Genomic DNA, 24,832 nt, shown 5'->3' on the forward strand with positions numbered 1-24,832 from the left:
GTGCGGTTGCCGTGGCGGACTGCCGGGAACCTGTTGACTACGCATCGACACTGTGTGACGATTCACTGCAATCGATTGCAAGTGATGTGGGCAACACTCGGCCACCGCCATCGGGGCAATCGGTCTGACAGAGAGGTTGGACATGCGCTTTACCAAAGTAATTCGCGCGATTGCCGCGACTGCGGCGATCGCGTTGACCGTGTCGGCGTGTTCTGCGGACGGGGGCGGTGACGGCGATACCCTCCGGATCGGCGCCTCGCTACCGCTGACCGGCGAGTTCAGCCAGGGTGGCCTGGACACCCAGCGGGGCTATGAGACCTGGGTCGAAATGACCAACGAAAAGGGCGGACTGCTCGGCAAGCAGGTCGAGATCATCGTCAAAGACGATGCCACCCAGCAGGAAACAGCGGTCAGCAACTACAACAACCTGATCTCGCAGGACAGGGTCGACCTGTTGCTGGGCAGTCAGTCGTCGCTGCTGAACATCCCGGCCTCGGCGATCGCGGAGAAGAACAAGAAGCTCTTCGTCTGCCCATCCTGCGGTTCGCCGGACATGTTCAGCCGCGGATTCTCCTACATCTTCTTCTCTCAGCAGGCCATAGCCACCGACCAGGCCAAGGTGTTCGCCGAATGGGTCGCCGCGCTGCCACCGGAGCAGCGCCCGGCGACCGCCGCCTACCCGACGCTGGACGACCCCTTCGCCGGGCCGGTGGTCGAGGGCGCCGAGAAGATTCTGTCCGCAGCCGGTATCCGGACCGTCTACAAGGACAAGTACCCCGCCACCACCAAGAACTTCGACTCGGTGGTCAACGCCATGCGTGATGCCGGCGCCGAAATCGTGGTGCAGGGAGCGCAATTCGAGGACGGGGTCAACATGATCCGGTCGATGAACCGCGCCAACTACCAGCCGACGATTCTGTACCAGAGCAGCTCGCCCACCTACGGCCAGCAGTACCTCGACGCCGTCGGGGCCGACAACGCCGAGGGAGTGTTCTTCTCCTCGAGCTACAGCCCGTTGTCCGACACCACCGACAACGCCGAGTTCGTCGAGCGCTTCGAGGAGAAGTTCGGCCAGAGCCCGCCCGAGGACGCCGCCGACGGGTTCGCCGCCGGACAGGTACTCGCGGCAGCGGTCACTGCGGTCGGCTCCATCGACGACCAGGCAGCCCTCGCAGACTGGTTGCGCAGCAACAGCGTCGACACCCTGCTGGGCACCCTCAGCTGGAACGAGGACGGCAGCCCCAAGGGTGACTTCCTGGTCGGGCAGTGGCAGGCCGGAGTCTCCCAGGTCGTCCTTCCCACCGAGGTGGCCACCTCGGATCAGATCCTCCGCTGGCGCGGCGGGGATATCTGACTCCGGCACACCTGATTAGGAGCCATTTCTCATGACATCCCTCGTGCAAACGCTCATCCTCGGGGTGCTGGTCGGCGCGCTGTACGCGCTGATGGCATCCGGACTGACCCTGATCTTCGGGGTCATGCGGGTGATCAATCTGGCCCACGGCGCGTTCGCGGTGCTCGCGGCGTTCCTCACCTTCACGCTGTGGCGCAGCCTCGGCCTGGACCCGCTGCTGTCCATCCCCATCGTCATGGTGGTGATGTTCGGGTTCGGCTGGCTGGTGTACGTGCTGGTCATCCGGCATGTCCGCGGTGCCCACGTGACGATGACGGTGCTGGCCACCTTCGGAATCGCGCTGATGCTCGAGGGCATCATGGGCTTCATCTGGGGCAACACCTCGACCACGGTGGTGGTGTCCTACACCGACGCGTCGCTGACCCTCGGATCGATCTACATTCCGCAGGCCATGCTCATCGCCGCGGTCATCGCGGCCGCGGTGATGGGCGCGCTCTACCTCCTGCTCAATCACACCTGGGCGGGCCGGGCGATCCGTGCCGCGTCCTCCAACGAGAGTGGTGCGCTGCTGGTGGGGGTGAGCGTCGCGACCATCGCCGCACTCACCTTCGCCATCGGCGTGGCCACCCTCGGCGCAGGCGGCGCGATGCTGTCCACCATCTACCCATTCCTGCCCGGCACCCATTATCAGTGGATTGCGCGACTGCTCGCGATCGTCGTCCTCGGTGGCCTCGGCAGCCTGCCGGGCGCGGTGCTCGGCGCACTGGTGATCGGCATCGGTGAGATGGCGGCCACCGCCTACATCGGAGCGGCCTGGCCGGTAGCGGTGCCCTTCCTCGTCATCATCGTCGTGTTGATCACCCGGCCACAGGGTCTGATGGGCACCCGACTCCGAGAGGACGCGGTCGCATGAGTACCTCCGATACCAGGTCACAGTTGCTCGATCCCGTACTGCACACGAGGGTGAGCCGCGGTGTGCTCACCGTCGCGGCCGTCGTGATCCTGCTGTTCCCGTTGTCGCCCAGCATGTCCGCGCAGAACATCGTCATCCTGTCGCTGGTGCTGGCCATCGGGGCCAGCGGGCTGAACATCATCACCGGATTCACCGGGTACCTGTCCCTGAGCCAGGGCGCATTCATCGGCATCGGCGCCTATGTCGGCGCCATCATGGCCAACCGGTTCCCCGATATCGAACCGCTGGTGTGGGTTCCGGTGGCCGGCGTGATCGCCGCACTCATCGCGATGCTGCTCGGACTCGTCACCTACCGGTCCCGCGGCCCGGCGTTCGTCATCATCACCGTGGCGTTCCTGTTTCTCATCCAGTTCGTCGCCATCGAATGGGTGTCGGTCACCAACGGCAGTTCGGGTCTGACGCTGCCGCTGCCGGATTGGCCTGCGGCGTGGGGTAACTGGCCCTTCCATCTGATCCTGGTCGCGCTGCTGGCCGCCTCCGTGTCGATGACGTGGTGGATCCGGCGCACCAAGTTCGGCATGGGCCTGATCGCCATCCGGGAGGACGAAGGCAAGGCCGGCACCATCGGCGTGAACGCACCCGTCTACAAGCTGCTGGCCTTCGGTCTGTCCGCGCTGTTCGTCGGGATGGCAGGCTCGGTGTACGGGTACTACCTGTCCTTTGTCGACCCGATCGGCATGTTCTCGATCATCACCAGTGCGCTGATCGTGCTCGCGGTGATCCTGGGCGGCCGCGGCACGCTGTGGGGCCCGGTTCTGGGCGCCTTCATCATTCAGCCGGTCAACATCTATGCCAACCAGGCATTCGGTGGCGGCAACGCGCGGCTGGTGCTCTTCGGCGGTCTGCTGGTACTGCTGGTGATCCTGCTGCCCAGGGGCATTCTGCCGACCGCGGCTGCATTGATCGCGAAGGCCAGAACCAAAGGTACCGTCGGCCTTTCCGGTGCCCGCCTCAATCCTCTCGACCGCCCACTGGTCCGCACCGAGCTGCGCGGGCCGGAGCCGACAGGCAAGACGATCCTGGAGGTGCGCGGGCTGTTCAAGAGCTTCGGTGGCAACCACGCGGTCAACGACTGCAGCTTCACCGTTCCCGAAGGATCCATCACCGCACTGATCGGACCCAACGGTTCGGGTAAGACGACGGTGTTCAATCTGATCTCGGGCACCATGGCCCCGGACAAGGGCGAGATCCTGTTGGGCGGCGAGCACATGGAGGCGCTCTCACCGTGGTCGCGGGCGCACCGCGGCCTGGGCAGGACGTTCCAGATCACCCGCCTGTTCCGCGAGATGACGGTGCTGGAGAACGTCGTCGCACCGCTGCGGGATTTCTCGGTGTCCCAGCTGGGGCTCGGCGCGGTCAGCGGCACGGAGGCCGCTCGGGCCGAGGAACTCCTGGAGTTCGTCGGGATGGCCGCCTACCGCGATGCGCAAGCCGGTGAATTGTCCTATGGCCAGCAGAAGCTCGTCGAACTCGCCCAGGTCCTGATGCTCGATCCGAAGTTGATCCTGCTCGACGAACCCGCAGGCGGCATCAACCCGACGCTGATCGAGCGGATGGGCGATCTGATCCGCGAACTCAACGCGGGCGGCAAGACCTTCCTGCTGGTCGAGCACAACATGCCGTTCGTGGTCGGCCTGTGCGATCCGATCCGGGTGCTCGCCCGCGGAGCGGTGATCGCGCAGGGCAGTCCGGAGCAGATCCAGAAGGACCCGCTGGTGCTCGACGCCTACCTCGGTGACGACTACCTGCTCGAAGCGCCTTCGAAGGGCTCGAAAGCAACTGTCGCTCAAGGAATCCGAGAAGGGAATCCAGCATGATCAAACTGGAAGGGGTGGTTGCCGGCTACGGCGGCGGCAATGTCCTGCAAGGTGTCGATCTCGAGGTGGGACCGGGCGAACTCGGCTGCATCGTCGGTCCCAACGGCGCAGGCAAATCCACGGTGCTGCGTGCCGTCAGCGGCATCCTCAAGCCCAGTGCGGGCCGGATTCTGCTGGACGGCAAAGACATCACCGGCCTTGCCCCCGATGAGGTGCTCGGCTGCGGCGTCACACAGGTGCCGCAGAGCAACGGGTTGTTCCCGACGCTGACCGTCAAGGAGAACATCCTGATGGGCGCCTACGTCATTCGCAGGCAGCGGGCTCTGGTCAAGCAACGCTACGACGAGGTGCTCGCCATGTTCCCGCTGGTGAAAGACAAGACGGGGATCCGCTGCGGCAACCTTTCCGGCGGACAGCGCCGCATGGTGGAATTCGCGCGCTCGCTGATGCTGGACCCGAAGCTGGTTCTGCTCGACGAACCGTCGCTGGGCCTGGATCCCAAGTCGCTCACGGTGATCGACGAGGCCGTCGCGATCATGCGGTCGCAGGGCAAGGCCATCCTGATGGTGGAACAGAACGTCCGGTTCGGACTTCGGATGGCATCGACCGGCATCGTGATGGAAAGCGGCCGGGTACTCCTCACCGGCCCTGCACGATCCGTCCTGGAAAACCCTGAGATCGCCGATCTCTACTTCGGTGGTGCGGTGCATGCACCCAGCACATCCGACACCCCGGCAACACAACCGACAGCCTGAGAAAGAAAAGGAACCAGAACATGTCTACCTCGAATCTGAAGATCGGCTGGATCGGCGCAGGCCGGATGGGTGCCCAGCTCGTCACCCGGCTGCTGGACGCGGGCTATGACGTCACCGTGTACAACCGCACCGCTTCCAAGGCCGCCGCGCTGGTCGAGAAGGGCGCCAAGGTCGTCACCAAGCCGGTGGACCTGGCCGATCGGGACCTGGTGTTCGCGATGGTGTCCACGTCAGCCGACCTCGAGCAGGTGATGCTCGGGGAAGGGGGTCTGCTGACCGGTAGCGCCTCGCCGCGGGTCATCGCCGACTCCTCGACGGTCTCCGCGGAGGCCAGCGCCAAGATCCGGGAAGCGGCCAACTCCCGCGGGTGCGATTTCCTGGCCACCCCGGTCAGTGGAAACCCGAAAGTCATTGCGGCCGGCAAGCTCACCGTCGCGGTCTCGGGCCCGCGTGAGGTCTTCGAGACCGTGGAACCGGTGCTCGCTGTGTTCGGCCGCAGTGTCACCTACGTCGGCGAAGGGGAGGTGGCGCGGTTGGTCAAGATCGCCCACAACCTGATGCTCGGTGTGGTGACCCAGTGCCTGGCCGAGATCACCGTCCTGGTCGAAAAGGGCGGTGTGAGCCGCGCCGACTTCTTGGCGTTCCTGAACGACTCGGTGATGGGATCGACCTTCACACAGTACAAATCGCCTGCCTTCGTCAACCTCGACTTCACCCCGACGTTCACCATGGGCCTGCTGCAGAAGGATTTCGATCTCGGACTGGAAGCCGCCTACCAGCTCAAGTCGCCCATGCCCATCGCGTCGGCGACCCGGCAGATCGTGGCCCAGGCCGCCGGCGCCGGTGTGGGTGTCGAGGAGGACTTCGCGACACTGCTGCTCGAGGTGGCCCGCGGCGCGGGCCTCGAGCTCGCGGCCGAGAATGTCGCCGTCGATGACGGCCTGACCCCGCCGGTGCACACGTGAGCACCACGCGGCAACTGGGGGCGCCCGGCCACATGGGCGTCGACTACGAGGAGCGCGTCGACTTCGCTCGGCTCCGGGACTACCGGATCTCCCGGGCGAAGGCGGCGCTGGAGGCCAGTGGCTGTGGCGCCTTCCTGTTGTTCGATTTCTACAACATCCGCTACACCACGCAGACGTGGATCGGCGGGGCGTTGGGCGACAAGATGATTCGCTACTGTCTGCTGACCCGCGACCGGGATCCGATCCTGTGGGACTTCGGTTCGGCGGTGCGCCATCACAAGCTCTACAGCCCGTGGCTGCCGCAGGAGAACTGGCGGGCCGGGTTCCTGGGCTTCCGCGGGGCGGTGGCCCCGGACGCGGGCCTGATGCGGGACGCGGTCACCGAGATCAAATCCATCCTCGTCGAAGCCGGGGTCGCCGACGCGCCGGTCGGCATGGACATCGTGGAGCCGCCGTTCCTCTTCGAGATGCAGCGCCAGGGTCTGTCGGTGGTGGACGCGCAGCAGAGCATGCTCGATGCCCGGGTGATCAAGTCCTCCGACGAGATCATGCTGCTCAACCAGGCGGCGGCCATGGTGGACGGGGTGTACCAGGACATCGTCGACGTGCTCAAACCCGGTGTGCGCGAGAACGAGATCGTCGCGCTGGCCAACAAGCGACTCTACGAGCTCGGATCTGATCAGGTGGAGGCCGTCAACGCGATCTCCGGAGAACGGTGTAATCCGCATCCGCACAACTTCACCGACCGGATCATCCGCCCGGGGGATCAGGCCTTCTTCGATATCATCCACTCCTACAACGGGTATCGGACCTGCTACTACCGCACCTTCGGTGTCGGGTCGGCAACCCAGAGTCAACGCGATGCCTACAAGACCGCGCGGGAGTGGATGGACCGCTCGATCGAAGCGATCCGCCCCGGTGTGGGGTCGGATCACATCGCCCGGCTGCTGCCCAAGGCCGAGGACTTCGGGTTCGAGAACGAGATGGCGGCCTTCGGTCTGCAGTTCGCGCACGGCCTGGGGTTGGGATTGCATGAGCGGCCCATCATCTCGCGCCTGAACTCGCTGGAGAATCCGGTCGAGTTGCAGGCCGGCATGGTGTTCGCGATGGAGACGTACTGCCCGGCTTCGGACGGGACGTCGGCGGCCCGGATCGAGGAGGAAGTGGTGGTCACCGACGACGGTCCGGTGATCCTCACCAAGTTCCCGGCCCAGGAGCTGTTCGTGGCCAACGAGTACTAGCCCCGCAACCGTTCGGCGACCTCGGGGGCCAATCCGGCGAGGCTCTCCACACCGAGATCCCCATGGCGCAGGTCCAGGGTCTTGAGAAACTTCTGCTGGCCCATGGTCAGGGCGATGAAATAGCCCAGTTCGACCAGTTCGGGTTCGGTGAAGTGGGCGTGCAGTTGCGCCCACAGCGTGTCGTCGGCCAGGTTGGGATCCCAGGCGATGGCCTCGGCCCACATCAGCGCCGATTTCTCCCGGTCGCCGAGCACGGTCGAATCACGGAACTCGATCACCTCGTCGAACTCCCGCTCGGTCAGGCCCGCCTCGGCGCCCAGGTGTGACCGCTGCCCCGCGCAGTAGCCGCAGTCCAGACTCTTGGCGATGAACACACGCGCGAGTTCCTTGATCGAATGGTCGAGCACACCGTCGCGGAATGTCTGCTGCCACGATGCGGTGAAGGTGCGCAGCACAGCGGGCACATGGGCGCGGATGGCCTGACTCTCCAGGCGGGGCGTGCCGAAGGTGCGGGACTGCGCCAGGATGTCGACCAGATCGGGCTCGGTGACGCTCTCCGGCCGGACATAGCTGATACGTGCCATCTTTACGCCTTCCAGACCGTCTTGAGGTTGCAGAACTCGCGGATGCCGGCCGCGGCGAGTTCGCGGCCGTAGCCGGAGTCCTTGATGCCGCCGAACGGCAGCTCGGGGTAGGACACCGTCATGCCGTTGAGGAACACCGCACCGGCATCGAGGTTGGCGACGAACCAATCCTGTTCCTCCGGGTCGTTGCTCCACACCGCCGAACTCAACCCGAAGGTGGTCTGGTTCGCGATGCGGACGGCTTCTTCGCGGTCGGCCACCTTGTACACCGATGCCACCGGTCCGAATGTTTCCTCCAGCACGATCCGCATCTCGTCGGTCAGCCCGGCCAGCACGGTCGGGTTGTAGTACCAACCCGCCCGGTCGGGTGCGCTCCCGCCGGCGAGCACCTCGGCCCCCTTGACCACGGCGTCGTCGACCAGTTCGGCGACGTCCGTACGGCCGGACTCGGTGGCCAGCGGTCCGACATCGGTGGTTTCGTCCAACGGGTCACCGACCTTGAGTGCATTCATCTTGGCGACGAACAGTCGGGTGAACTCGTCGTACACGTCAGCGTGGACGATGAAACGCTTACCTGCGATGCAGGATTGACCGTTGTTGGAGATGCGGGCCTTTACTGCGGTGGTGGCCGCTGCTTCGATATCGGCGCTGGGCATCACGACGAACGGGTCGGAGCCGCCGAGCTCGAGGACAGCCTTCTTGATCTGCTGGCCCGCGATACCGGCCACCGAACGCCCGGCGGGTTCGGAGCCGGTGAGCGTGACGGCGGTGACCCGGCTGTCCTCGATCACGGCCGCGACGTCACCCGCACCGATCAGCAGGGTGCGGAACGAGCCGGCCGGAAAACCACCTCGCTCAAAGAGGTCGTCGAGATAGAGCGCAGACCGCGGGACGTTCGATGCGTGTTTGAGCAGCCCGGTGTTACCTGCCATCAGTGCTGGGGCGGCGAACCGGATCACCTGCCACAGCGGGTAATTCCACGGCATCACCGCCAGCACCACGCCCAGGGGCTGCCACACCGTGCCCGCCGCCGACGCCGTCACCGACGACGGATCGGCCAGCTCCTCCGCGGCCAGGAAGGACTCGGCGTTGTCGGCGTAGTAGCGGATGTTCTTGGCGCACTTGAGCACCTCGGCCCGCGACTGGGCGATGGGTTTGCCCATCTCGATGGTGATCATCTCCGCGGTCTTGTCGACCTCGGCCTCCAGCAGGTCTGCGGTGGCGTGCATCCACCGGGCGCGCTGCGCATAGTTGGTGGTGCGCAGCTTCTGACTGGCCTCGAAGGCTTGCGCGATTCGTCGCTGCACCTCGTCCGCGGGATGCGCTTCGAAGGTCTCGACCGTCTCACCGGTCGCCGGATTGATCGTTGCGATTGCCATGAATTCCTTCTCTCGGGGACGGTTCAGTCGAAAACTTCTGGGTGGCGCGCGAGTTGGCGCCGAGTGCGCCGGATATGGCCGAGCAGAACGCGTTCGGCCTCCTCGGAGTCCTGATCGCGGATCGCCGCGACCAGCATGTGATGTTCGTCGTGCACGATGCGGTGGCTGTCATCGTCGAGCAGCCGGGTGAACGCGCGACGGTAGTGCTGGGTGGTGTTCCACAGCCGCTCCACGGTGGGCCCCAGGAAAAAGGTTCCGGCACCTGCATAGCTGCCCAGGTGGAACTCGCGGTCCAGAGCCAGGAACTGCTCGACGTCGCTGGTGCGGCGCATCTGCTCGGCGAGTTCGGCCAACCGCTGGACGCTCAGGTCGTCGAGGTGGGGCAGGCTGTAGCGCAGCAGCAGCGGCTCGATGCGCTCGCGGACCTGGTAGAGCTCCACGCATTCGTCGAGGCTGAGCGAGGCGATCCACGCCCCGGCGTTGGCCACCGTCGTCACCAGGCCGTCGGCTTCCAGGATGCGCAGCGCTTCCCGAACCGGCACCCGGCTGGCTCCGTACCGTTCGGCCAGCGCCTCCTGGCGCAGCCGGGTGCCCGGCGGGTACCCACCGGTCAGGATGGCTTCGCGCAGTTCGTCGGCGACTCGGGCCCCGGTGATCCCGTCGCGCACCGGCGGAGGTTGAGTCATGTCAGCTCGCCGGGTGATTCGGATTCCACAGCAACACCGGTGCATTGGCCTCGTACGCTTTGCCGCCCGGGAAACTGACCAGTTCGAATTGCATGCCCCACGGGCTCAAAAAGTACACCCAGCGCTGACCCTCGCTGGCGTTTCTGCTGGCGGTCGGGGCACCCAGCACGCGGATACCCTCGGCCCGCAGATAGGCGACAGCGGCGTCGATATCGTCGACGTAGAACGCCAGGTGGTGCCCGCCGATATCGCTGTTGCGGGGTTGCGCCGCCTGGCCGTCAGCGGCCTCGTACTGGAACACCTCGAAGTTGGCGCCGGTGCCGCACCGGTAGAACCGCAACTCGCGCATGACCGTGCGGGGGTGGACGTTGAGGTGCTCGGCCATCCAGTCGTCGTCATGGGCGTAGGGGCCCAGCGTGTAGACGTGTGCGCACCCGAGCACGCGGACGAAGAAGTCGTGCGCCTCGTCCAGGTCGGGCACGGTGAATCCGATGTGGTCGGTACCGACCAGGCCGGGCAGCGGCATGCAATCAACCTTCCCTAATGGATCCAATAGTAGGCAATCATACCGCTCGAGGCGGCGAATTTGGCATGAATATGGCCAAAGTGGATCCAAATGAGCTACCGTGGGAGCTGCATCACATACCGCCACCCGGACGTCCGGCCGATGGAGATTGAGGGCAATGCCAACCGAAACCCGCCTGGAGACGGGCTCTCCGTGGATCGAACTCGGCACCACCGACGCGGACTACGACGCCGCCGACCCGGTGCTGCTCGGCACGATGCTGGGCCAGCTGCACCTCATCCGGGCCTTCGAGGAAACCGTCCTGGAACTGGCCGGGGAAGGGTTGGTGCACGGGCCCGCCCACTCCAGCATCGGGCAGGAGGGCGGCGCGGTCGGGTCCATCGTCGGGCTGCGGTCCACCGACGCGGTCAACGGTTCTCACCGCGGTCACCACCAGTTCCTGGCCAAGGCGCTCACCCACGTGTCGGGCGGTGTCATCGATCCCGCAGCGGCCGTCACCCCGAAGATCCAGCGGGTGCTGCAGCGCACCCTGGCCGAGATTCTCGGTCTGGCGCAGGGGTACTGCCGAGGGCGCGGTGGATCCATGCACCTGCAATGGTTCGAGGCTGGGGCGCTGGGTACCAACGCCATCGTCGGCGGTGGCGTCCCGATGGGCGCCGGGAATGCCTGGGCGCAAAAGCACAGTGGCACCACCGATCTGACGATCAGCTACTTCGGTGACGGATCCAGCCAGATCGGTTCGGTACTGGAGTCGATGAACCTGGCCGCAGCCTGGAAGCTCCCGTTCTGTTTCTTCATCGAGAACAACCTGTACGCCGTCTCGACGCGGGTCGACGAGATCACCGCGGATCCACGGCTGTCGGTGCGTGGTCAGGGGTTCGGCATCCCGGGCTGGCGGGTCGACGGAATGGATCCACTCGCGGTGCACCTGGCAACGACGCAGGCGGCCGAACGGATGCGCGGGGGCGAGGGACCTGCCGTCATCGAGGTCGAGGTCTACCGTTTCTTCCACCAGAACGGCTCGTACCCCGGCAGTGCGTTCGGGTACCGAGACAAGGACGAAGAGGCGCAGTGGCGAGCGCGTGACCCGCTGGAGAAGATGGCCGCCCAGATGACCAGGCGGGGCCTGATCGACCAGGCCGGCGTGGCCGAACTGCGCAGGCAGGCCCAGGAGGCGATGACCTCCGCAGTGGCCGAGCTGCTGGAGACCGATCCGGAGTCGGCGGGCAAGCGGCGCATCCGGCCCGAACTGTGGCCCGACCCGAGCTTCGTCAACGTCGGCGTTCGCGGCGACGCCGGTGAGCTGTCCGCACTCGAGGTGCTGGAACCCACGGCCCACCAAGGGCCTTGGCGCGAGCTGAAATTCATCGAAGCCGTCGCAGGCGTGATGGACCGGCGGATGGCCACCGACGAGCGCATCGTGATCTTCGGTGAGGATGTCCACCGCCTCAACGGCGGCACCAACGGCGCCACCAAGGGCCTGGCCAAGTACGGCGAGCAACGCCTGGTGGGCACGCCCATCAGCGAGAACGCCTTCACCGGCCTGGGCGGCGGCCTCGCACTCGACGGTCGCTTCCGGCCGGTGGTGGAGTTCATGTATCCCGACTTCATGTGGGTGGCAGCCGATCAGGTGTTCAATCAGATCGGCAAGGCTCGCCACATGTTTGGCGGCGACAACGCGGTGCCGTTGGTGCTGCGGACCAAGGTGGCGATGGGTTCGGGCTACGGCTCTCAGCACCTGATGGACCCCGCCGGGATCTTCGCCACCAGCCCTGGCTGGCGAATCGTCGCGCCTTCGACCGCCGCCGACTATGTGGGTCTGATGAATGCGGCTCTGGCGCTGCACGATCCAGTTCTGGTGATCGAGCACGTCGACCTGTACGGCACCGCCGACAAGGTTCCCGACGGGGAACTCGACTACATCATCGCCCCGGGTACCGCTGCCATCCGGCGGGCCGGCAACGATGTCACCGTCATCAGCTACCTGTCGATGGTGGCGCGCTGCGCCGAGGCCATCGAACAGACCGGCATCGACGCCGAGCTGATCGACCTGCGCTGGCTGGACCGGGCGTCGATCGACTGGGACACCATCGAAGCGAGTGTGAAGAAGACGAATGCGGTGTTGATCGTCGAGCAGGGGGCGCGGGGCAGTTCCTACGGCGGGTGGCTCGCCGACGAGATTCAACGGCGGCTCTTCGACTGGCTCGATCAGCCGATCGAGCGGGTGTCGGGGGAGGAGGCCTCGCCCAGCATCTCTCGGGTTTTGGAGCGGGCGGCCATCGCCGGCACCGAGGAGATCGTGGTCGGCTTGGAGAAGATGCGCGCCGCGATGGGACGAGCCTGATGGCCACCGTGGTTCGGATGCCCGAGGTGCTCGCCAACTCCGGTGAGGCCATCATCCAGACCTGGCTGGTATCGGTCGGTCAGGAGATCGCCATCGGCGACCCGATCGCCGAAATCGAAACGGAGAAGGCGGTCGTCGAGTACGCCGCCGAAGTCGAGGGCATCATCGCCCAGCTGGTGGCCGAGCAGGGCGCGACCATCGCGGTGGGTGAACCCATCGCCGTGGTGACGGCGCCGGGCGAGACGGCCGACGCGGTCGATATCAGCGCACGGGACCCGGAGTCGGCGGCGCCGGTGATCGAGAAGATCGCCGAGATCGCCGAGCCTGCGCCACCGCCAAACGGCCACCGTCTTTTTGCCACTCCACTGGTCCGAAAGATCGCCCGTGAGAAAGGGATCGACCTCACGACGGTGTCGGGCACCGGGCCATCGGGCCGCATCGTGCGGCGCGATCTGGACCGGCTGCCCGCACCAGAACCCGTTGCGGTTCCGGCTCCGGCCGTCACGGCGGCTGATCAGGGGCAGACCGGCTACATCGACATTCCGCTGACCGGCATGCGCACGGCGATCGCGCGGCGGCTCACCGAGAGCAAGACCACGGTGCCGCACTTCTATGTCAGTGCCGACTGCCACGTCGACGCGCTACTGGAACTGCGCAGGAACGTCAACGCGGCCGCGCCCGCCAAGGTGTCGGTCAACGACTTCATCCTCAAGGCGGTGGCGGCGGCTCTCGTCGAAGTGCCCGAGGCGAATTCGATCTGGCACGGCGATTCGATCCGCCGGTTCACCGGCGCGGACATCGCGGTGGCCGTCGCCGTCGACGGTGGCCTGCTCACCCCGGTCCTGCGTGGCGTCGACCGGCTACCGATCTCCTCGGTCGCGGCCCAGGTCGCCGACCTGGCCGCCCGCGCCCGCGCGGGCAGGATCAAGCAGCAGGAACTCGAAGGCGGCAGTTTCTCGGTGTCGAATCTCGGTATGTACGGCGTCGACGCATTCTCCGCCATTCTCAACCCGCCGCACTCGGGCATCCTCGCCGTCGGCGGCGCCTCCCAGCGGCCCGTGGTCATCGACGGTGAGTTGGCCGTCGGCACGGTCATGTCGGTGACCCTGTCGGCCGATCACCGGGCCATCGACGGCGCGGTGGCCGCCCAATGGATGGCGGCCTTCACGCGCAGGATCGAGAATCCGCTGACCATCCTGATCTGAGAATGTGACATTGTCTGCGGCGGGAATGAACGGCCCGGTGGCGGTGCTGAGTGCAGCATGACGTTCACGCTCGCCCCCGATGCCACTCTGCTCACACCGCTGCGCGTCGGCGCGACCGAAGCCGCCAACCGGATCTTCATGGCACCGTTGACCCGCTCGCGCGCCCAATCCGATGGCACCCCATCGGATCTGGCCGCCGAGTACTACTCGCAGCGGGCCGGTGCCGGCATCATCATCAGCGAGGCCACCGCGGTGTGCGAGCAGGCCAACGGTGCCTACATGAACACACCGGGCATCTACACCGACCGCCACCAGGCGGTGTGGTCGGAAATCGCGTCCGCGGTGCACGCCAAGGGCGGCAAGATGTTCGTCCAGCTGTGGCACGTCGGCCGGATGGCCCATCCCGAGATCAGTGGCTTCGATGTGGTCGCCCCGTCGGCCATCGCCGCCGACGCGGTGACCCACACTCCGTCGGGTAAGCAGCAGCTGACGGTGCCGCGGGCGCTGCGGGTCGACGAGATCGAGTCCATCGTCGGACAGTTCCGTTCCGCCGCGCGGCGCGCCGTCGACGCCGGTATGGACGGGGTGGAGATCCACTCCGCCAACGGCTATCTGCTGCACGAGTTCCTCTCCGATGTCGTCAACGTCCGCACCGACGGCTACGGGGGTTCCCCGCAGAACCGGGCCCGGTTCACCGCCGAGGTCGTGGAGGCCGTCGCCGACGAGATCGGCGCCGAGCGGGTCGGGCTGCGGATCTCGCCCGGAAACGCCGCGGGGGACATGCACGAGAACGACCCCGTCGGTGCCTACGAGGCCCTGCTGAATCGCATCGCGGGCCTGGGCATCGCCTACCTGCACGTGCTGATCGACCCGTCCACCCAGACCTTCGGGGCGCTCCGGGCGCTGTGGAGCGGCACCCTGGTGCTCAACACCGGGCGCGACACCGGCACCGACTTCTGCCAGCTGGAAAGCCTGGCGGACTGGGGTGCCGCCAGCGCGGTCGCCGTCGGGCGGTCCTGGCTGGCCAACCCCGACCTGATCGACCGGTTGGTGCTCGGCGCCGAGCTGAACGAGCCCGATGTGAGCACGTTCTACGCCTCCGGGCCGGCGGGGTACATCGACTACCCGACGCTCGACGAGCTGGCGGACGCCCGCCCCGCCTGAATCCCGGCGCTCGAATGGCCACTTGTTGCACGTTTTCTCCCCGGAGGCGTGCGATAAGTGGCCATTCGCGTATCGAGGAACAGACGCCCAACCAACAGGTTGGTTTGCGGTTTTGCTAGGCTGCGCGTCCAGTGGACTACCGTCCCGATGGACGTCCCCTGTCACCCACCCGAAAGGGAACAACACATGTCCGATGCCTTCATCTACGAGGCGATCCGCACGCCGCGCGGCAAGCAGCGCGGCGGCGCCCTCAACGAGATCAAGCCTGTGCGCCTGGTCGTCGGCCTGATCGACGAGCTCCGCTCCCGCTTCCCCGATCTGGACGAGAACCTGATCAGCGACCTGATCCTGGGCGTCGTCTCCCCGGTCGGGGATCAGGGCGGCGATATCGCCCGCACCGCCACCCTGGTGGCCGGACTGCCGGAGACCACCGGTGGCTTCCAGCTCAACCGCTTCTGCGCCTCCGGCCTGGAGGCCGTCAACCTGGCCGCCCAGAAGGTCGCCTCCGGATGGGACGACCTGGTGCTCGCCGGTGGCGTCGAGTCGATGAGCCGGGTCCCGATGGGCGCCGACGGTGGCGCCTGGGCCTCTGATCCCGACACCAACTACCGCGTCGGCTTCGTCCCGCAGGGCATCGGCGCCGATCTGATCGCCACCATCGAGGGCTTCTCCCGCGAGGATGTCGACGCCTACGCCGCCCGCTCGCAGGAGCGCGCCGCCGCAGCATGGTCGGGCGGTTACTTCGCCAAGTCGGTCGTGCCGGTCAAGGACCAGAACGGCCTCGTCGTGCTGGACCATGACGAGCACATGCGTCCGGGTTCGACCGTGGAGAGCCTCGGCAAGCTGAAGACCGCGTTCGACGGTATCGGCGCCATGGGCGGGTTCGACGATGTGGCGCTGCAGAAGTACCACTACGTCGAGAAGATCAACCACATCCACACCGGTGGCAACAGCTCGGGCATCGTCGACGGCGCCGCCCTGGTGCTCATCGGCAGCGAGGCCGCAGGCAAGTCGCAGGGACTGACCCCGCGCGCCCGCGTCGTGGCGACCGCCACCAGCGGTGCCGATCCGGTCATCATGCTGACCGGCCCCACCCCGGCCACCAAGAAGGTGCTCGACCGCGCCGGGCTGACCGTCGATGACATCGACCTCTTCGAGCTGAACGAGGCCTTCGCTTCGGTGGTGCTGAAGTTCCAGAAGGATCTGGGCATCCCGGACGAGAAGCTCAACGTCAACGGTGGCGCCATCGCGATGGGCCACCCGCTCGGCGCCACCGGCGCCATGATCACCGGCACCATGGTCGACGAGCTGGAGCGCCGCGGCGCCAAGCGTGCCCTGATCACGCTGTGTGTCGGCGGCGGCATGGGCGTGGCCACCATCATCGAGAGGGTCTGAGGAAAAGTCATGGCAGAGAACACTATTCAGTGGGACCAGGATGCCGACGGCATCGTCACGCTGACGCTGGACGACCCCACCGGCTCGGCCAACGTGATGAACGAGCACTACAAGGAATCCATGCACAATGCGGTGGAACGCCTTGTGGCCGAGAAGGATTCGATCACCGGTGTGGTCATCGCGAGCGCGAAGAAGACCTTCTTCGCCGGCGGTGACCTCAAGGGCATGATCAACATCGGCCCCGACGACGCCCAGCAGGCGTTCGACGAGGTCGAATTCATCAAGGCCGACCTGCGCAAGCTGGAGACCCTCGGCAAGCCCGTCGTGACCGCCATCAACGGCGCCGCCCTCGGTGGCGGCCTGGAGATCGCACTGGCCACTCACCGCCGCATCGCCGCCGACGTCAAGGGTGTCGTGATCGGCCTGCCCGAGGTGACCCTGGGCCTGCTGCCCGGCGGCGGCGGTGTCGCCCGCACCGTGCGGCTGTTCGGCATCCAGAAGGCGTTCATGGAGGTCCTGAGCCAGGGCACCCGATTCAGCCCGGCCAAGGCCGAGGAGATCGGGCTGGTCCACGAGCTGGTCAAGAGCGTCGACGAGCTCATCCCGGCCGCCAAGAAGTGGATCAAGGACAATCCGGAAGGTGGCGTGCAGCCCTGGGATGTCAAGGGCTACAAGATGCCCGGCGGCACCCCGTCCAGCCCCGGACTGGCCGCCATCCTGCCGTCCTTCCCGGCGCTGCTGAAGAAGCAGCTCAAGGGTGCGCCGATGCCGGCGCCGCGGGCGATCCTGAACGCGGCCGTCGAGGGCGCGCAGGTCGACTTCGACACCGCCACCCGCATCGAGAGCCGCTACTTCACCCAGCTGGTCACCGGCCAGGTGGCCAAGAACATGATCCAGGCGTTCTTCCTGGATCTGCAGGCGATCAACGGCGGTGCCTCGCGGCCCGAGGGCATCGCGCCGGTCGAGATCCGCAAGATCGGTGTGCTGGGCGCGGGCATGATGGGCGCCGGTATCGCCTACGTCTCGGCCAAGGCCGGTTACGACGTGGTGCTCAAGGACGTCACCATCGAAGCGGCCCAGAAGGGCAAGGCGTACTCGGAGGCCATCGAGGCCAAGGCGCTCAAGCGTGGCAAGACCACCCAGGAGCGCAGCGACGCGCTGCTGGCCAAGATCACCCCGACGGCCGACGCTGCGGACTTCGCCGGTGTCGACTTCGTGATCGAAGCCGTCTTCGAGAGCCAGGAACTCAAGCACAAGGTGTTCCAGGAGATCGAGGACATCGTCGAGCCCAACGCCATCCTCGGCTCGAACACCTCCACGCTGCCCATCACCGGGCTGGCGACCGGGGTGAAGCGCCAGGAGGAATTCATCGGTATCCACTTCTTCAGCCCCGTCGACAAGATGCCGCTGGTGGAGATCATCAAGGGCGAGAAGACCTCTGACGAGGCGCTGGCCCGGGTGTTCGACTACACCCTGGCCATCAAGAAGACCCCGATCGTGGTCAACGACAGCCGCGGCTTCTTCACCAGCCGCGTCATCGGCACCTTCGTCAACGAGGCGCTGGCCATGCTGGGTGAGGGTGTCGAGCCCGCCACCATCGAGCAGGCGGGCGCGCAGGCCGGCTACCCGGCGGCACCGCTGCAGCTCTCCGATGAGCTCAACCTGGAGCTCATGCACAAGATCGCGGTCGCGACCCGACAGGGCGTCGAGGAGGCCGGTGGCACCCACGTGCCGCACCCGGCCGAGGCCGTCGTGGAGAAGATGATCGAGATCGGCCGCCCCTCGCGGCTCAAGGGTGCCGGTTTCTACGAGTACGTCGACGGCAAGCGCACCGGGCTGTGGCCTGGACTGAAGGAGACCTTCAACTCGGGCACCACGGAGATCCCGCTGCAGGACGCGATCGACCGCATGCTGTTCGCCGAGGCACTGGAGACCCAGAAGTGCCTCGACGAGGGTGTGCTCACCTCGACCGCCGACGCCAACATCGGCTCCATCATGGGTATCGGCTTCCCGCCCTACACCGGTGGCTCCGCGCAGTTCATCGTCGGCTACGAAGGGCCCCTCGGGGTCGGCAAGGCCGCGTTCGTGGCCCGCGCCAAGGAACTGGCCGCCCGCTACGGCGACCGCTTCGACCCGCCCGCCTCGCTGGAGGCGTAGTCACGCGGTAAGACCAGAGACCCCCGGGCCAGTCGTCCTCGAAGCGACCAGCCCGGGGGTTTCTTCGTGCGTGCCGCCGAGTGCGCGGACGGCTGGACCCCGTGGGCCAGGCCGTTGGCGGCGTGCAGGCCGGCGGCGAAGGCTGCGAGGGTGCGGAAAGGCGTGCGCTTCTTCGTCATGGTGTCGACGATGCCGCAGCCTGGCGGGCGCGAACAGTGGCACTGGTGCCGCTATTCGATAACATAGTGACATGCATACGGTCGCGATTCTTGCCTATGACGGCATGTCCGGCTTCGAATCGGGCCTGGCCGCGGAGATCTTCGGGATGGCCGAGCTACCCGCCTTGTTCTCGGCCGGGGTCGCGCCGCCCGGATACGCGGTGCAGCTGTGCTCGGAGCAAGCCGAGGTCCGGATGCTCGGCGGGGCGACGGTGCGCACGTCCTATGGCATCGACGACCTGGCGGCCGCGGATACCGTGCTGATCCCCAGCGTGCGCGATGTGCGGCAACGCCCGTCGGACGGGCTCATCGACGCGATCAGGGCCGCCGATGCCCGCGGGGCGCGGCTGGTGTCGATCTGCTCGGGTGCGTTCGCGCTGGCCGCCGCCGGCGTGCTCGACGGTCGCTCGGCCACCACCCACTGGGTGTACGCCGACATGCTCGCCCGGCAATACCCCGAGATCGACGTCGACCCCGCGCCGCTCTACGTCGACAACGGGCGGGTGCTCACGAGTGCGGGTTGCGCGGCGGGGCTGGATCTCTGCCTGCACATCGTGCGGTCCGACCACGGGATGCGGGTCGCCAACGACGTCGCACGGCGACTGGTGATCTCCCCGCATCGCGCCGGTGGGCAGGCCCAGTACATCGACACCCCGATCCCCGAGCCGACTGCCGACGGGCGGATCGCCGCCGGAATGGCTTGGGCGATAGAGCATCTCGACGGTCCGATCACCCTCGATGAGCTGGCCGCGCAGTCGACGATGTCGCGGCGCAGCTATCTGCGCCAGTTCGCCAAGGCCACCGGCACCACGCCCATCAAATGGCTCATCGAACAGCGCATCCAGGCCAGCCTCGCGTTGCTGGAGTCCTCCGATCTCTCGATCGAACAGATCTCGGCGCGCGTCGGATTCGAGTCCCCGGTGACCTTCCGTCACCACTTCGGCAAGCAGATGCACACCACGCCCAGCGACTACCGCAGTTGCTTCACCGGGTGGGCCGCGGTGTCCGGGGCACCCGCGCGGGCAGCGGGCGGGCTCGAGAACCCACGGTCATTTTGACGCTTTGGTTAATAATGGGAGAACCCGCTATGAGCAGGGTTTCCAGCGGATACGTTGATGCTCCGGGTGTGATGAGCGCGTGCCGAACAGGGGAGACCGATGGACGCTTCAGTACCGCTGTGGTTCGGCAGAGGGATCGCGATCGCCGGCGCGAGCGCGATGGCGCTGCCCCCGATCAGCCCGATCACGCCGGTGGCTTCGGCGTCGGTGTGGGAGGCGGGGGCATCGGTCAGGGCGATCTCACCTGAGGTCCAGCTGGCCGCGTTGGACCTGCCGTACCTCCTCACGCTGCCCGTCGTGCGGCAAGCCGTCAAGAACTGGGCCGAGAACTGGGTGGTCTACCTGGGCGGGCTCGCCAAAGCAGGCATCGGCACTGTGGAATCGCTGCTGTCGATTCCCGGTGTGACGAGAGAGATCATCCAAGAGGTCTTCGCGCTCAACTTCGTGGGAGCCTTCGAAACCTTCACGACGGCGATCCGCGACTCGGCGGTGGCCATCGGTGAGCCGCTGCTGAATTCGCTGGTGTGGCGCAACCAGAAGTACTACGTGGTGGAGGCCGCATTGCGGTCCGCGGTGCCGCAGGCATTCCTCGATGTGACCAACGGTTTCCTGGTGGCCGGAAACGTCGTTGTCGTCTCGCTCATCCAGGGAGTCCAGGATCTGGTGGGCGCGGTGCTGAGTTTCAATCTCGGCAACATCGTGGACGCCGTGATCGACGGCACCCGGAACTTTCTCCTCGCCATCGGCGAGGGCGCAGGCTCCATCATCGACGGGATCGAAGCCGCACAGTTGGGTATCGCCACCGCATTGGCGACGGCGCCGCCACCGCCGCCGTTCTCGGCCCTGCGGGCACCTTCGGTCGAATCCACGGTCGGTCTGGGTGGGGCCCAGTCCACCACCGGTCCGAACACCGTGACCCTGACGTTGGGGCAGGCCGGCGCCCACGCCGCCGAATCCGTTGTTGCCGAGGGAGTCCCGGCCGCACCTGACGAGCTGATCGAGTCGCCGAAGGGTGAGGCGGAAGAACCCAAGGCCCAGGAGGGCGAAGGTGACAATCTGGAGCAGGAGGAAACCGAAGCGATCGGTGAGCCCGCGACCGACGGGGGAGCCGACGGCGAGGTGGGCGAAGAAGAGATCGACTCGGTGGATGCGCCGGACGTGGCCGATGGGGTGACCCCGCCGAAGGACGATGACGAGGACGAGGAAGGCCCGGAAACTGGGCTGACCACACCGAAAGACACGGCCCCAGGCGCCGGCCCCGGTGCGGACGCCGGTGTCGGCTCGGTTGACAAAGAAGCGAACGGCGACCCGAAGAGGGACGCTGCCGCATAGCGTCAGGGTGCACAATGAACCCGTGACCGAAAGCTTTACCGAAAGGTTTGCGGCAGGCCTGGCGAGCTACCGTGACCGGCCGTGTATCGAGTTCGAGGGGCGCTGGCACTCCGGCGATCAGGTCGCTGCCTATGGCGCCGCCATCACCGCACTGCTCGACGCCGCCGGCTTCGCCCCGGACGCACCGGTCGGGGTGGTGGTGCGCAATCGCTATCCGCATGCCGCCGCCGTCATCGCGGCACTCGCGGCCGGTCGCCCGGCGGTGATGGTCTACTCGTTCCAGTCACCCGAGGCGATCGCCGCCGATATCGAACGCCTCGACGTCGCGGCCGTACTCGCCGACCCGCAGGACTGGACCGATCCCGTCCTGGCCGCGGTGCACCGCATCGGCGCTGCCGGGGTCTCGCTGGGCGCCGAGGTGGCCGCGGTTGCCGAGGCCGACACCACCCGGCAGCGTCCGCAGGTGCACGGTGCCCTGGCCATCCTCACCAGCGGAACCACCGGGCCGCCCAAGCGATTCGTGGTGCGCTCCGCGGTACTGGAGCACACCGTGTTCAGCGTCACCGGGGGCAAGCGGCGCCCGATGAACCCCGGAACTCGTCTACTGGCCGCTCGGCGGGATCGGCGGTGTCTGCCAGCTGGTCACCGGTGTCTACGTCGGCAAGCACATGGTGCTGATGGAGCGCTTCAGTGTGGCGGCCTGGGTTGATGTGGTGAAAAGACATGGTCTGCAACGCGTCGGCGTGCAACCGGCGGTGGTGCGCATGCTGCTGGAAGCCGACCTGCCCACCGCGGATCTGTCCTCGCTGCAGTTCGTCATGAGCGCGTCGGGCCCACTCGATGTGCCCACCCGCGACGCCTTCGAGCAGCGTTACGGCATCCCGGTGCTCACCGCCTACGGTGCAACGGAATTCGCCGGTTCGGTATGCACCTGGACGCCGGATCTCTACCGGGAGTTCGGCGCCCGCAAACGCGCCAGTTCCGGACGTGCACTGCCCGGCGTCGAGGTCCGGATCATCGACGGCGACACCGGTGCCGCGGCACCGACCGGGGAGCCGGGCATCCTGACCGCGAAGGTCCCGCTGCTGGGCCCGGACTGGGTGCGTACCACCGATATTGCGTCGATCGACGAAGACGGGTTCATCACCGTGCACGGCCGGGCTGATGGCGCGATCAACCGGGGCGGCTTCAAGATCATCCCGGAAACGGTTCGGGGCGTGCTCATCTCGCATCCCGCGGTGCGCGATGCCGGAGTGGTCGGGGTGCCCGACGCCAGACTCGGGGAGGTGCCCTTCGCGGCCGTCGAGACCGTCCCGGGCGCGACCGCCACCGAATCGGACCTTCTCTCGGCCGTGCGCGCGGCGCTACCGGCACATCATGTTCCGGTCTCGGTCGTCTTCGTCGACGAGCTACCCCGCACCCCGTCGCTCAAGGTGAGCGTGCCCGGGGTGGCGGCGTTGTATCGGCCCGCGACGTAGAGCAGACTGTCGGTCATGTCCCGCATCACCTCCCTCGCCGGGGCGAGGGGTCATTTCATCGGTGAGCAGCGTGTCAGATTGCTGCGCATCTACCTGGGTGCGACGACATTTCTCTTCACCTACGGCGTGGTGTTCACGCTGTTCCCGGTCCGCACCGACCTGGCCTACGGCAACCCGGTCGGCGGCATCATCGCCATCGTGCTGGGTGTTCTCGGCCTCGTGCAGCTGTCCGTCAGGCCGAACCGTGCCATGTTCGCCACTGCGGTCGCTGTCATCGCCACGCCGGTCGTGATGGCCTTTCACGTCACCCTCACCGCCGAGTACGTCTGCCTGATCGCGCCGATGTTCCTCGCGATGTACATCCGGGCCTTCCATCCGCCCCGGCAGGCGTGGGTGCTCATCGGCATCCTGATCCTGGCCTGCGTGGCGGCTGTCGCCATCGCGCCGGCACCGCACGTGGGTGTCATCACCCTCCTAATCATCGTGGTGGCGATCGCCGGGGCTGCCGAGTCCTTCGGGTTGCTGATGCGGGCGATGTTCACCGCGGCCTGCACCGACCCGCTCACCGGCCTGCTGAACCGGGCCGGCTGGGAGATCGCCACCACCGACCTGCTTGCCGCGCTCCGTGCGCCGTCGGCGATCACCGTCGTCGCGCTCGACATCGACGATCTGAAGGGGCTCAACGACACCCAGGGACATCCCGCCGGGGATCGTCTGATCATCGAGTACGCCCGGCACTGGGCACGAGCCGCTCCCCGCGGCGCGGTGCTGGCACGACTCGGCGGCGACGAGTTCGCCGCCTGCATCGCCGGGGATGATGTCGAGGGGTTCCTCGACGACGTGCGGTCGAGCACGCCGCGGGTCAGCATCGGCACCGCCACCCGGACCTCTGGCCCGGTCGACATTGCCGATCTGTACGCGCGGGCCGACGCCGAGCTGTACCGGGGCCGGGACCGTGCCCGCCGCGACGGCTCAGACGTCGGATAGCTGGTACTGCGGCACCTCGATCGAGTCGTAGAGCCGAATGCCCTTGCTGTTCAGTCCGGCCAGCACGGCGGTCACCCGGGTCGGCAACACCGAGATCAGCTGTCCGGCAACGATCAACGCGCGGATGCCGAGCGGCGATGACGGCAGAATGTTCTTCGCCATGGACTTGGCCAGCGCCCGGGCGCCGAGCACCGGCTCGCGCATCACGCGCTCATAGGCGGGGTAGGCGACGGCCGGATCACCGCCGGCCCGCTGCAGTTCGCCGGCCAGCACGTAGGCGCCGATCACCGCGAGGCTGGTGCTGCCGCCGACCGCGGGGCCCGGACAGTAGCCGGCATCGCCGACCAAGGTCACCCGTCCGCGCGACCAGCTGGTCAGTTGCAGCTGGGTGATGGCATCGAAATAGAAGGTCGGCGTGCCTCCGAGCTCGGTCAACCAGCGGTCCACCTCGGCGCTCATCCCGGCGAACCGGTCGGTCAGCTGGCGCTGCTGGCCCGGCGTATCGCGGTGGTCGTAGTGAAAGTCGTTCACCGGCCGGAAGATGAAGACCGCCCGCGCATCGTCCAGGTGATCGGCGGTGTAGATCATCGCGGTGCGGTCCACGTCGATGAAGCCCGCCATTTCTCCATCTCGCGCCAGCGATTTCGGCACCGAGACCACCGCGAGGTAGGCGCCCAGGAATTCCTCGTGCCCGCTGTCCGCCCCGAACACCAGCTGCCGGACGCCGGAGTGCAGCCCGTCCGCGCCGATCACCAGATCGAACTGCCGTGCCGCGCCCCGCGCGAACGTCACGGTGCCGTCCGCGCCGATTGCGGTGATGTGATCTCCGAACAGATACTCGACGGCGTCGCGGCCCGCGTCGTAGAAGATCTCGCTCAGGTCGTCCCGCATGATCTCGACGTGCCGGTCCGACAGCGCGGAGGACAACTTGTGGTAGTCGATCTGCGCTGGGCGGCGGGCGCCCCGGCGGTGGAAGATGATCCGCTCGGTGCCGGTGGCGTGGGACATCACGGCGTCGAGCACCCCCATTTTCTCGGCTATCCCCATCGCCGGCCCGAACAGGTCGATGGCGTGCCCGCCGGTCTTGCGCAGTTGCGGCGCCCGTTCGACCACCGTGACCTCGAAGCCGTGACGGCTCAGCCAATAGGCGAGCACCGGTCCGGCGATGCTCGCACCCGAAATCAGAACCCGCATGTCTGCTCCTTACTTAACGG

Annotated in this window: 20 protein-coding genes and 1 pseudogene; 15 read left to right on the top strand and 6 right to left on the bottom strand. The window is 66.9% G+C overall.

Going from position 1 to position 24,832, the window contains the following annotated elements; genetic code table 11:
- The first annotated feature begins 142 nt into the window (after positions 1-142).
- Genes EXE63_RS20085 through EXE63_RS20110 form a run of 6 tightly spaced genes read left to right on the top strand, consistent with a single transcriptional unit; the run spans position 143 to position 7,105 of the window.
- Entirely contained in the window at positions 143-1,354 is a 1,212-nt protein-coding gene (locus EXE63_RS20085; protein WP_168143381.1) for an amino acid ABC transporter substrate-binding protein, read from the top strand.
- Between the two features lie 31 nt (positions 1,355-1,385).
- A complete protein-coding gene (locus tag EXE63_RS20090; RefSeq protein WP_168143382.1) occupies positions 1,386-2,267 on the top strand; it encodes a branched-chain amino acid ABC transporter permease in 882 nt (293 codons plus the stop codon).
- Positions 2,264-4,144: a branched-chain amino acid ABC transporter ATP-binding protein/permease gene (locus EXE63_RS20095; RefSeq protein WP_168143383.1), complete on the top strand. Its 1,881-nt coding sequence runs from the start codon at positions 2,264-2,266 to the stop codon at positions 4,142-4,144. Before EXE63_RS20090 ends, EXE63_RS20095 begins: the two co-directional genes overlap by 4 nt.
- Positions 4,141-4,899 carry an ABC transporter ATP-binding protein gene (locus EXE63_RS20100; protein WP_168143384.1) on the top strand — a complete coding sequence of 253 codons (759 nt, stop codon included), beginning with the start codon at positions 4,141-4,143 and terminating at the stop codon, positions 4,897-4,899. The genes EXE63_RS20095 and EXE63_RS20100 overlap by 4 nt, the downstream gene beginning before the upstream one ends.
- A 20-nt stretch (positions 4,900-4,919) precedes the next feature.
- Positions 4,920-5,864 carry an NAD(P)-dependent oxidoreductase gene (locus EXE63_RS20105; protein ID WP_168143385.1) on the top strand — a complete coding sequence of 315 codons (945 nt, stop codon included), beginning with the start codon at positions 4,920-4,922 and terminating at the stop codon, positions 5,862-5,864.
- A complete protein-coding gene (locus EXE63_RS20110; protein ID WP_209999773.1) occupies positions 5,861-7,105 on the top strand; it encodes a M24 family metallopeptidase in 1,245 nt (414 codons plus the stop codon). The genes EXE63_RS20105 and EXE63_RS20110 overlap by 4 nt, the downstream gene beginning before the upstream one ends.
- On the opposite strand, the gene EXE63_RS20115 is transcribed toward EXE63_RS20110, so the two are convergent.
- Genes EXE63_RS20115 through EXE63_RS20130 form a run of 4 tightly spaced genes read right to left on the bottom strand, consistent with a single transcriptional unit; the run spans position 7,102 to position 10,280 of the window.
- The gene (locus EXE63_RS20115; protein WP_168143386.1) at positions 7,102-7,689 is read right to left on the bottom strand and encodes a carboxymuconolactone decarboxylase family protein; all 588 of its coding nucleotides are present in this window, start codon (positions 7,687-7,689) and stop codon (positions 7,102-7,104) included. The genes EXE63_RS20110 and EXE63_RS20115 overlap by 4 nt on opposite strands.
- Positions 7,690-7,691: 2 nt before the next feature.
- Positions 7,692-9,068, bottom strand: a complete 1,377-nt coding sequence (locus EXE63_RS20120) for an NADP-dependent succinic semialdehyde dehydrogenase (RefSeq protein ID WP_168143387.1) — start codon at positions 9,066-9,068, stop codon at positions 7,692-7,694.
- A 23-nt stretch (positions 9,069-9,091) separates the two neighbouring features.
- Complete coding sequence (locus tag EXE63_RS20125; protein ID WP_168143388.1) at positions 9,092-9,754, bottom strand: GntR family transcriptional regulator; 663 nt, start codon at positions 9,752-9,754, stop codon at positions 9,092-9,094.
- A gap of 1 nt (position 9,755) precedes the next feature.
- Positions 9,756-10,280, bottom strand: coding sequence for a VOC family protein (locus EXE63_RS20130; protein WP_168143389.1), 525 nt, complete (start codon positions 10,278-10,280; stop codon positions 9,756-9,758).
- A gap of 157 nt (positions 10,281-10,437) precedes the next feature.
- Here EXE63_RS20130 and EXE63_RS20135 point away from each other — a divergent pair, with 157 nt between their 5' ends.
- The 5 genes from EXE63_RS20135 (at position 10,438) to EXE63_RS20155 (ending at position 18,545) form a co-directional block, all read left to right on the top strand.
- A complete protein-coding gene (locus tag EXE63_RS20135) occupies positions 10,438-12,624 on the top strand; it encodes an alpha-ketoacid dehydrogenase subunit alpha/beta (protein ID WP_168143390.1) in 2,187 nt (728 codons plus the stop codon).
- A complete protein-coding gene (locus tag EXE63_RS20140) occupies positions 12,624-13,829 on the top strand; it encodes a dihydrolipoamide acetyltransferase family protein (protein WP_168143391.1) in 1,206 nt (401 codons plus the stop codon). The genes EXE63_RS20135 and EXE63_RS20140 overlap by 1 nt, the downstream gene beginning before the upstream one ends.
- A 57-nt stretch (positions 13,830-13,886) precedes the next feature.
- Positions 13,887-14,993 (top strand): alkene reductase, encoded by a 1,107-nt coding sequence (locus EXE63_RS20145; RefSeq protein WP_168143392.1) that lies wholly within the window; start codon positions 13,887-13,889, stop codon positions 14,991-14,993.
- A gap of 186 nt (positions 14,994-15,179) precedes the next feature.
- Complete coding sequence (locus EXE63_RS20150) at positions 15,180-16,388, top strand: acetyl-CoA C-acetyltransferase (protein WP_168143393.1); 1,209 nt, start codon at positions 15,180-15,182, stop codon at positions 16,386-16,388.
- A gap of 9 nt (positions 16,389-16,397) precedes the next feature.
- Positions 16,398-18,545 (top strand): 3-hydroxyacyl-CoA dehydrogenase NAD-binding domain-containing protein, encoded by a 2,148-nt coding sequence (locus EXE63_RS20155; RefSeq protein WP_168143394.1) that lies wholly within the window; start codon positions 16,398-16,400, stop codon positions 18,543-18,545.
- Here EXE63_RS20155 and EXE63_RS20160 read toward each other — a convergent pair.
- Positions 18,503-18,724, bottom strand: coding sequence for a hypothetical protein (locus EXE63_RS20160; RefSeq protein WP_168143395.1), 222 nt, complete (start codon positions 18,722-18,724; stop codon positions 18,503-18,505). The genes EXE63_RS20155 and EXE63_RS20160 overlap by 43 nt on opposite strands.
- Positions 18,725-18,795: 71 nt before the next feature.
- Here EXE63_RS20160 and EXE63_RS20165 point away from each other — a divergent pair, with 71 nt between their 5' ends.
- From EXE63_RS20165 to EXE63_RS20180, 4 genes and pseudogenes are all read left to right on the top strand, one after another.
- Positions 18,796-19,821, top strand: coding sequence for a helix-turn-helix domain-containing protein (locus EXE63_RS20165; RefSeq protein ID WP_168143396.1), 1,026 nt, complete (start codon positions 18,796-18,798; stop codon positions 19,819-19,821).
- 99 nt (positions 19,822-19,920) lie between these two features.
- Positions 19,921-21,153 carry an ICP22 family protein gene (locus EXE63_RS20170; RefSeq protein ID WP_168143397.1) on the top strand — a complete coding sequence of 411 codons (1,233 nt, stop codon included), beginning with the start codon at positions 19,921-19,923 and terminating at the stop codon, positions 21,151-21,153.
- A 22-nt stretch (positions 21,154-21,175) separates the two neighbouring features.
- A pseudogene (locus EXE63_RS20175) lies at positions 21,176-22,631 on the top strand (class I adenylate-forming enzyme family protein).
- A 15-nt stretch (positions 22,632-22,646) separates the two neighbouring features.
- Positions 22,647-23,618: a GGDEF domain-containing protein gene (locus tag EXE63_RS20180; RefSeq protein ID WP_168143398.1), complete on the top strand. Its 972-nt coding sequence runs from the start codon at positions 22,647-22,649 to the stop codon at positions 23,616-23,618.
- Here the strand turns inward: EXE63_RS20180 and EXE63_RS20185 are convergent.
- Entirely contained in the window at positions 23,604-24,812 is a 1,209-nt protein-coding gene (locus tag EXE63_RS20185; protein WP_168143399.1) for an FAD-dependent monooxygenase, read from the bottom strand. The two genes, EXE63_RS20180 and EXE63_RS20185, sit on opposite strands and share 15 nt — an antisense overlap.
- Positions 24,813-24,832 lie beyond the last annotated feature (20 nt).

Origin of the sequence: Mycolicibacterium frederiksbergense, from assembly GCF_012223425.1 — a bacterium.
GTDB classification, from domain to species: domain Bacteria; phylum Actinomycetota; class Actinomycetes; order Mycobacteriales; family Mycobacteriaceae; genus Mycobacterium; species Mycobacterium frederiksbergense.